Annotated in this window: 5 protein-coding genes; 1 reads left to right on the top strand and 4 read right to left on the bottom strand. The window is 69.0% G+C overall.

Annotated features, from left to right (window positions below; genetic code table 11):
- From PHC73_RS08895 to PHC73_RS08880, 4 genes are all read right to left on the bottom strand, one after another.
- Positions 1 to 534 (bottom strand): ATP-grasp domain-containing protein (locus tag PHC73_RS08895; protein ID WP_300126867.1); only part of this gene is annotated, 534 nt, incomplete at its 3' end.
- Positions 535 to 684: 150 nt separating this feature from the next.
- Positions 685 to 2,100, bottom strand: a complete 1,416-nt coding sequence (gene lpdA, locus PHC73_RS08890) for a dihydrolipoyl dehydrogenase (protein WP_300126865.1) — start codon at positions 2,098 to 2,100, stop codon at positions 685 to 687.
- 11 nt (positions 2,101 to 2,111) lie between these two features.
- A complete protein-coding gene (gene odhB, locus PHC73_RS08885) occupies positions 2,112 to 3,308 on the bottom strand; it encodes a 2-oxoglutarate dehydrogenase complex dihydrolipoyllysine-residue succinyltransferase (protein WP_300126863.1) in 1,197 nt (398 codons plus the stop codon).
- Between the two features lie 28 nt (positions 3,309 to 3,336).
- Entirely contained in the window at positions 3,337 to 6,177 is a 2,841-nt protein-coding gene (locus tag PHC73_RS08880; RefSeq protein WP_300126861.1) for a 2-oxoglutarate dehydrogenase E1 component, read from the bottom strand.
- A 334-nt stretch (positions 6,178 to 6,511) separates the two neighbouring features.
- On the opposite strand from PHC73_RS08880, the gene argH reads away from it, so the two are divergent.
- The gene (argH, locus tag PHC73_RS08875; RefSeq protein ID WP_300126859.1) at positions 6,512 to 7,921 is read left to right on the top strand and encodes an argininosuccinate lyase; all 1,410 of its coding nucleotides are present in this window, start codon (positions 6,512 to 6,514) and stop codon (positions 7,919 to 7,921) included.
- The last annotated feature ends 168 nt before the right edge of the window (positions 7,922 to 8,089 follow it).

The raw sequence follows: 8,089 nt of genomic DNA, 5'->3' as shown, positions 1-8,089 counted from the left end.
GGTGAACTGCTTGATCTGGTCACCGGTCAGCCCCAAGCTGAACGCGAACTGCCGGCACTGATAGGGCTGCAGGCCGACGATGGGATTGATGGCGGTGGTGAGGATTTTTTCGGGCGTCTCGGCGGCCACCTTCTCGATCTCCACGCCGCCCTCGGTGGAGGCCATGAACACCACGCGCTGGCTGGCGCGATCGACCACCGCCCCCAGGTACAGCTCGCGCGCGATCTGGCTCACTTCTTCGACCAGCACGCTGTTGACCGGTTGACCGTCGGCGTTGGTCTGGTAGGTGACCAGGCGCTTGCCGAGCATGGCCTCGGCGGCCTGCGCCACCGCTTCCGGGCTGTCGACCAGCTTGACGCCGCCCGCCTTGCCACGCCCGCCGGCGTGCACCTGGGCCTTGACCACCCAGCGGTTGCCCGGGATACGCCCGGCGGCGGCCTGCGCCGCCTTGGGACTGTCGGCCACCTCGCCGCGCGGAACGGCGATGCCGTAATCGGCAAACAGCTGTTTTGCCTGGTACTCGTGCAGGTTCATGGATGTGATGTTTCCCTTGAGAGCTGAGGGAACGGTGCCCGGCCGCGACCGGCCCCGCCCGCTCCACACTACCGTTATGTCGTTCTGCCGCACCCGCTAGACGCAACCGATCACGCGCGACGACCGATGCCACCGGTCGCCTGGCGGCAATCAGATGTGTATCGCCCGCCCTTGCGCGGCGAGCGCCGCCTCGTGCAGGGCTTCCGACAGGGTCGGGTGCGCGTGCACGATGCGCGCGAGATCTTCCGCGCTGGCGCAAAACTCCATCGCCACCACCGCCTCGGCGATCAGTTCCGAGGCATGCGGGCCGATGATGTGCACGCCGAGCACGCGGTCGGTTTCGGCATGGGCGAGCAGCTTGACCTGCCCCTGTGCGGCCTCCATGGCGCGCGCCCGACCGTTCGCCTGGAACGGAAAAACGCCCGAGACGTAGGGCACCCCTTCGGCCTTCAAGGCCTGCTCGGTGCGACCAACCCAGGCGATTTCCGGCCAAGTGTAAATGATCCACGGGATGGTCCCGTAATCGACGTGGCAGTGCTGACCGGCGATACCCTCCGCGACCGCGATGCCGTCCTCCGACGCCCGGTGCGCCAGCATCGGCCCGCGCACCACATCGCCGATGGCGTAGACGCCGCTGGCGCTGGTCCGGAAACGTTCGTCCACCGGAATGAAGCCACGCTCGTCGGTGCGGATGCCCACCGTCTCCAGGCCCAGGCCGTCGGTCACCGGCTGCCGCCCGACGGCGACGATGAGGCGGTCGAACGTGGCCTGCTGCGCGCCGCCGGCATCTTCGAAAGCCACCGTCACGGCGTCGGCACCGGCGGTGGCAGCGGTCACCTTGGCACCGAGACGAATGTCGAGCCCCTGGGCCTTGAATTCTTTGTGCGCCAGCGCCGTGATGGCCCGATCGGTGGCCGGCAGGAATTCCGGCATGGCTTCGAGCAGCGTCACCGCGCTGCCCAGGCGCGCCCACACGCTGCCGAGCTCGAGCCCGATCACGCCCGCGCCGATGATGCCCAACCGCGCCGGCACGGCGGTGAAATCGAGCGCGCCGGCCGAATCGACGATGCGCACGCCATCCAGCGGCGCCACCGGCAGCGGCATCGGCCGGGAACCTGTGGCGATGATGATGTGCCCGGCCGCCACCGCCTGCACCGCGCCGTCGGCGGCGATCACCTCGACCTTGCCCTCGCCGGCCAGTCGCCCGCTGCCCTTGAGCCAGGTGACGCGGTTTTTCTGGAACAGCCCACCGATGCCGTGGGTGAACTGGCGCACGATCTTGTCCTTGCGCGCCACCATGGCGGCCGGGTCGATGGCGACCTCGCCGACCGTGATGCCGTGCGCCGCCAGGCCGTGCCGGGCACGGTGGTACTGCTCGGACGATTCGAGCAGCGCCTTGGATGGAATGCAGCCGACGTTAAGACAGGTGCCGCCCAGCGCTGGCTGGCCGTCCTTGCCGATCCAGCGCTCCACGCAGGCGGTCTTGAACCCGAGCTGGGCGGCACGGATGGCCGCCACGTAGCCGCCGGGGCCGGCGCCGATCACCAGTACGTCGTAGCGATCCATGGCTGCGCCCCTCACAGGCCGAGCAGCAGGCGGGACGGGTCCTCCAGCGCCTGTTTGATGGCGACCAGGAACTGCACCGCCTCGCGGCCGTCGATGAGTCGGTGGTCGTAGGACAGCGCCAGGTACATCACCGGTCGGATCACCACCTGACCGTGCTCGGCCACCGGCCGCTCGACGATGTTGTGCATGCCCAGGATGGCGCTTTGCGGCGGATTCAGGATCGGCGTCGACAGCATGGAACCAAAAATGCCGCCATTGGTGATGGAGAACGTGCCGCCTGACAGCTCCTCGATGGTCAGCTTGTTGTCGCGGGCGCGTTGGCCGAAATCGGCAATCGCCTTTTCGATGTCGGCGAACGACAGCACGTCCGCGTCGCGCAGAATGGGCACCACCAGACCGCGCGGGCTGCTGACGGCGATGCCGATGTCGAAATAGCCGTGGTAAACGACGTCGGTGCCGTCGATGGAGGCGTTGACGACCGGGAACTTCTTGAGCGCCTCCACCGCCGCGCGCACGAAGAACGACATGAAACCGAGCTTGACGCCGTGCGTCTTCTCGAACGCCTCGCGGTGCCGCCCGCGCAGGTCCATCACCGGCTGCATGTTGACTTCGTTGAAGGTGGTCAGGATGGCCGCGGTGTGCTTCGCCTGGACCAGGCGCTCGGCGATGCGCTGGCGGATGCGCGTCATCGGCACGCGCTGCTCGAGCCGCGCGCCGGCCTCGGCGGCGGGCGCCGCACCGACGGGCACCGCTGCCGGCGCGGCTTTGGCCGCCGCCAGCACGTCCTCTTTGATGATGCGCCCGTCGCGGCCGCTGCCGGTCAGGGTTGCCGTGTCCACACCCTGCTCGGCGGCCAGCTTGCGCGCCGCCGGGCTCGCCGCCGGCGCCGCCGCGACGGGGCGGATTTGCGGCGCCTGCGCCGCCGGTTCGGCACTCGCCGTCTCGGCCGCGGCGGCACCGGTGGCCGCAGCTTCGGTGTCCAGCGTGGCCAGCAGATCACCCGCATGCACGGTGGCGCCATCGGGCTGGTGGATGGCGGTCAGCACGCCGTCGGCCGGCGCCACCACTTCCAGCACCACCTTGTCGGTCTCGACGTCGATCAGGCTCTCGTCGCGCCGCACCGCGTCGCCGGGCTTTTTCTTCCACTGCAGCAGGGTGGCCTCCGCCACCGACTCGGGCAGGACCGGCGCTTTGATTTCGATCTGCATGACGAATCCGAAGTGTTTTTTGAAAAATTCAGGCCGATTTCTGCTGGCGCACGGCCGGGGCCTTGGCCGGCGCCAGTGCGTCGTCCACCAGTGCCTGCTGCTGCTTCAGGTGCAGGGCGTAACTGCCGCAGGCCGGCGCCGCCGAACGCGGCCGACCGATGTAGCGCAGCGCCTGTCCCGGCGCCAGGCAATCGACCAGCTTGTGCCGAATCTGGTACCAGGCGCCCTGGTTCAGTGGCTCCTCCTGCACCCATATCACCTCGGCGGCGGTACCGTAGCGGGCCAGTTCGTCGCTGAGCTGCGCCTTTGGGAACGGATACAGCTGCTCTATGCGCACGATGGCGATGTCGTCGATGCCACGCTCCTCGCGCGCCGCATAGAGGTCGTAATACACCTTGCCGCTGCACAGCAGCACGCGGCGCACCCGCGCCGGGTCCGGCCGCCGCGGGTCGCCGATCAGCAGCGCGAACTCGCCCTGCGCCAGTTCCTGCAGCGTCGACACCGACAGGCGGTGCCGCAGCAGGCTCTTGGGCGTCATCACCACCAGCGGGCGGCGGTAGCGGCGCAGCATCTGCCGGCGCAGCATGTGGAACATCTGTGCCGGCGTGGACGGCACGCACACCTGCATGTTCTGCTCGGCGCACAGTTGCAGGTAACGCTCCAGGCGCGCCGAGGAGTGCTCCGGCCCCTGACCTTCGTAACCGTGCGGCAGGAACAGCGCCATGCCGCACAGGCGCTGCCACTTGGCTTCCGACGAGCTGATGAACTGGTCGATCACCACCTGCGCGCCGTTGGCAAAATCGCCGAATTGCGCCTCCCAGATGACCAGCGTGTGCGGGTCGGCGCTGGCGTAGCCGTACTCGAAGCCGAGCACGGCCTCCTCGGACAACGGTGAGTCGATCACCAGGAAACTCGGCTGCCCCGGCTGCAGGTGCTGCAGCGGCACGTAGCGCTGCAGGTCTTCCGGCGCATCGAGGTCCTGGTTGTGCAGCACCGCGTGACGGTGGGCGAAGGTGCCGCGGCCGCTGTCCTGACCGGACAGGCGCACGCGCTGACCCTCCAGCAGCAGCGTCGCGTAAGCCAGTGTTTCGGCGCAGCCCCAGTCCAGCGGCTGCTCGCCGGCCGTCATCTGCCGGCGGTCGTCCAGAATCTTGGCCACACGCGGGTGCAGCTTGAAGCCGGCCGGCACCGTGCACAGCTTCTCGCCGAGCCGACGCAGGGTGTCGATCGGCACGCCGGTGACGGCGGGCTCGGTCCACACCGCGTCGATGTGCGGTGCCCAGTCGATGGCCAGCAGCGGGCGCTGGTCGCTCATCGGCCATGGCGCCACGCACTCGCCGCGCTCGAGCGCCCGCTGATAGTCCTCGGCCAGTCGCGCCGCCTCGCCCGGCGCCAGCACACCGGCGCTTTCCAGACGCCTCGCATACAGCTCGCGCACCGTCGGGTGGCGGCTGATCTTGGCGTACATGCGCGGCTGGGTGATGGCCGGCTCGTCGGCTTCGTTGTGCCCCTGGCGGCGGTAGCAGACCAGGTCGATCACCACGTCGCTGCCGAAGGTGAGGCGGAAATCGAGCGCCAGGCGCGTGACGAACAGCAGCGCTTCCGGGTCGTCGCCGTTGACGTGGAAGATCGGCGCCTGCGTCAGGTGCGCGATCTCGGTGCAGTAGTAGGTCGAGCGGGCGTCGGACGGGTTGCTGGTGGTGAAGCCGATCTGGTTGTTGACCACGATGTGCAGCGTGCCGCCGGTGGCATAACCGCGCGTCTTGGCCAGGTTCAGCGTTTCCATCACCACGCCCTGACCGGCGAAGGCGGCGTCGCCATGGATCAACAACGGCAACACCTGCCGGCGGGCGAGATCGCCGCGGCGCTCCTGGCGCGCCCGTACCGAGCCCTCCACTACCGGATCGATGATCTCCAGGTGCGAGGGGTTGAACGCCAGCGTCAGGTGGATCGGCCCGCCGGGGGTGACCGGATCGGCCGAGAAGCCCTGGTGGTATTTGACGTCCCCGGAACCGACGACCTCGGCCTTGCCCTCGAACTCGGCGAACAACTCGCGCGGCTGCTTGCCGAGGATGTTGACCAGCACGTTCAGGCGCCCGCGATGCGCCATGCCGATGACCAGCTCTTTCACGTCGGCGCTGCCGGCGCGGCGCACCAGCTCCTCGAGCACCGCGATCAGGCCGTCACCGCCCTCGAGCGAGAAACGCTTCTGACCCACGTAGCGGCGGTGCAGGTAGCGCTCGAGCCCCTCCGCCGCGGTCAGCGCGCGCATGATCTGGCGCTGTTCGTCGACCGTCAGCGTGGCACGGCCACGACCGGCCTCGATGCGCTGGCGCAGCCACTCCACCTGCTGTGAGTCGGACAGGTAGGCATATTCGAAACCGACGGCGCCGCAGTAGGTGGCCTCGAGCGCCGACACCAGATCACGCAGCGTGGCACCGGCCGGCAGCGGGAAATTGCCGGGTGAGAAAGTCGCATCCAGGTCCGCCTGCGTGAGGCCGTGATAGTCCAGACTCAGGCTCGGCACCGGCGGCACCGGCTGCAGCTCCAGCGGGTCCGTGCGCGCCGCCAGATGACCGCGCTGGCGGTATTCGTTGATCAGCTGCTGGACGGCGTTCTGCTTGTGCAGCCGCTGCGACGTGGTGGCCGGCGGCGCGACCGCGGCCGTCCTGCGGTGGGCGGCCAGCTCGCGCAGCCGTTGCTGCACGGCGCCATGACTGGGTGCCGCGGGACCGGCCGGCGGCGCACCCCACGACTCGAACTCGCGCCGCCAGGCCTCCGGCACGCGCGTCGGGTCGGCGAGAAACTCCTCATACAGCGCCTCGACGAAACTGGCGCTACCGAAACCAAGACCGGAACTGACGTCCATCGCTGATTCCATGCCGGGGTGAGCCGTGCCGCATTCTACGTCTGCCGCGTCCGAGAACCGAAACGTCGGTCGCTGACCGGTCGGCCCGGCTCCCGGCGTCCGAGCACCGGCTGCACGCCGGGGTGCCGGGCGGCAGCCGACCGCACCTGCCCCGCGGACGCCGCCGCTGGGCTCGCCACCGCGCCGACTTGGCCGGCTGCGGCTGCATCGGCCGAGCGGCGCGCCGGCCAGCACCGCCAGAAGCGGGCGCGGCTGACGCAGATCAGGCAGGAACCCGCCGTCGGGCGGCGGGTTCGCTATACTTTCGAGCTTCGCCACGCTTGCCCTGCCGCCCATGTCCGACGCAGCCCGCAAACCCTGGGGCGGCCGTTTCGCCGAACCCACCGATGCTTTTGTCGAGCGTTTCACTGCCTCGATCGGCTTCGATCGGCGCCTGGCTCACCACGACATCATCGGCTCCATCGCCCATGCCCGCATGCTGGGACGGGTCGGCGTGCTGACCGCCGACGAGGTCGACACCATCGTCGCCGGCCTGCAGGGGATAGACGCCGACATCGAAGCCGGGCGCTTCGAGTGGCAAATCGCCCTCGAAGACGTGCACATGAACATCGAAACGGCGCTGGTGGCGCGCATCGGCGAGATCGGCAAAAAGCTGCACACCGCCCGCTCGCGCAACGACCAAGTAGCCACCGACGTGCGGCTGTGGCTGCGCGACGAGCTGGACGCCATCGACGGCCAGCTGTACCAGGCCCTGAACGTCCTGGTGGACCTCGCCGAGCGCGAGGCGGACACGCTGATGCCGGGCTTCACCCACCTGCAGACCGCCCAGCCAATCACCTTCGGCCACCACCTGCTGGCCTGGTTCGAGATGCTGGCGCGCGACCGCGAGCGCTTCGTCGACTGCCGCCGGCGCGTCAACGTGATGCCGCTCGGCGCCGCCGCGCTGGCCGGCACCAGCTTCCCCATCGACCGCGCCTTCACCGCCGAGCTGCTCGGCTTCGAGCGGCCGGCCGAGAACTCGCTCGACGCCGTCAGCGACCGCGACTTCGCCATCGAGTTCGTGTCGGCCGCGGCACTGCTGATGACGCATTTGTCGCGAATGTCCGAAGAACTGGTGTTGTGGTCGTCGGCGCAATTTGGCTTCGTCAGCTTGGCCGACGCCTGGTGCACCGGCTCCTCGATCATGCCGCAGAAGAAAAACCCCGACGTGCCGGAGCTGCTGCGCGGCAAGACCGGGCGCGTCAACGGACACCTGATGGCACTGCTGACGCTGATGAAGGCGCAGCCGCTCGCTTACAACAAGGACAACCAGGAAGACAAGGAACCGCTGTTCGACACCGTGGACACGGTGCGCGACAGCCTGACCGCGCTGGCCGGCATGCTGCCCGGCATGACCGTGAACGCCGCGCGCATGCGTGAGGCGGCGCGCGCTGGCTTTGCCACCGCCACCGATCTGGCCGACTACCTGGTGCGGCGCGGCTTGCCGTTTCGCGACGCGCACGAGGTGGTCGGGCGCGCGGTGCGCGAGGGCGTGGCGAGCGGACGGGACCTTGCCGAGTTCTCGCTCGATGAACTGCGCGCCTTCTGCCCGCTGATCGAGGCCGACGTGTTCGCCGTACTGACGCTCGAGGGCTCGGTGGCGGCGCGGGATCACCTGGGCGGCACCGCGCCATCGCAGGTCCGCGCCGCCGCGGCGCGTGCCCGTGCCCGCCTTGACAGTGCCGAGCACGCTCGCAGAAGCTAAACGAATTTGTTGACGACTGTTAGGCAAACGCTGATTTATTCGGCGTTTGCCGTCCGGGACAGGATGCCCCGGCCTGAATCGAGGACGTGGCCCATCGATTCACAAAGCGCAGTGCGGGAATCACCCTTGCTGCGGCGCGCTGACTCATTCCAGGGAACGAATGGTCGG

It is taken from the genome of Immundisolibacter sp., assembly GCF_028696615.1.
Taxonomy (GTDB): domain Bacteria; phylum Pseudomonadota; class Gammaproteobacteria; order Immundisolibacterales; family Immundisolibacteraceae; genus Immundisolibacter.
This window is presented reverse-complemented; position numbering and strand designations above follow the sequence as displayed.

Coding starts and splice junctions, on each gene's coding strand:
- lpdA (WP_300126865.1), bottom strand. CDS start 2,100: ATGGATCGCTACGACGTACTGGTGATCGGCGCCGGCCCCGGCGGCTAC.
- odhB (WP_300126863.1), bottom strand. CDS start 3,308: ATGCAGATCGAAATCAAAGCGCCGGTCCTGCCCGAGTCGGTGGCGGAG.
- PHC73_RS08880 (WP_300126861.1), bottom strand. CDS start 6,177: ATGGACGTCAGTTCCGGTCTTGGTTTCGGTAGCGCCAGTTTCGTCGAG.
- argH (WP_300126859.1), top strand. CDS start 6,512: ATGTCCGACGCAGCCCGCAAACCCTGGGGCGGCCGTTTCGCCGAACCC.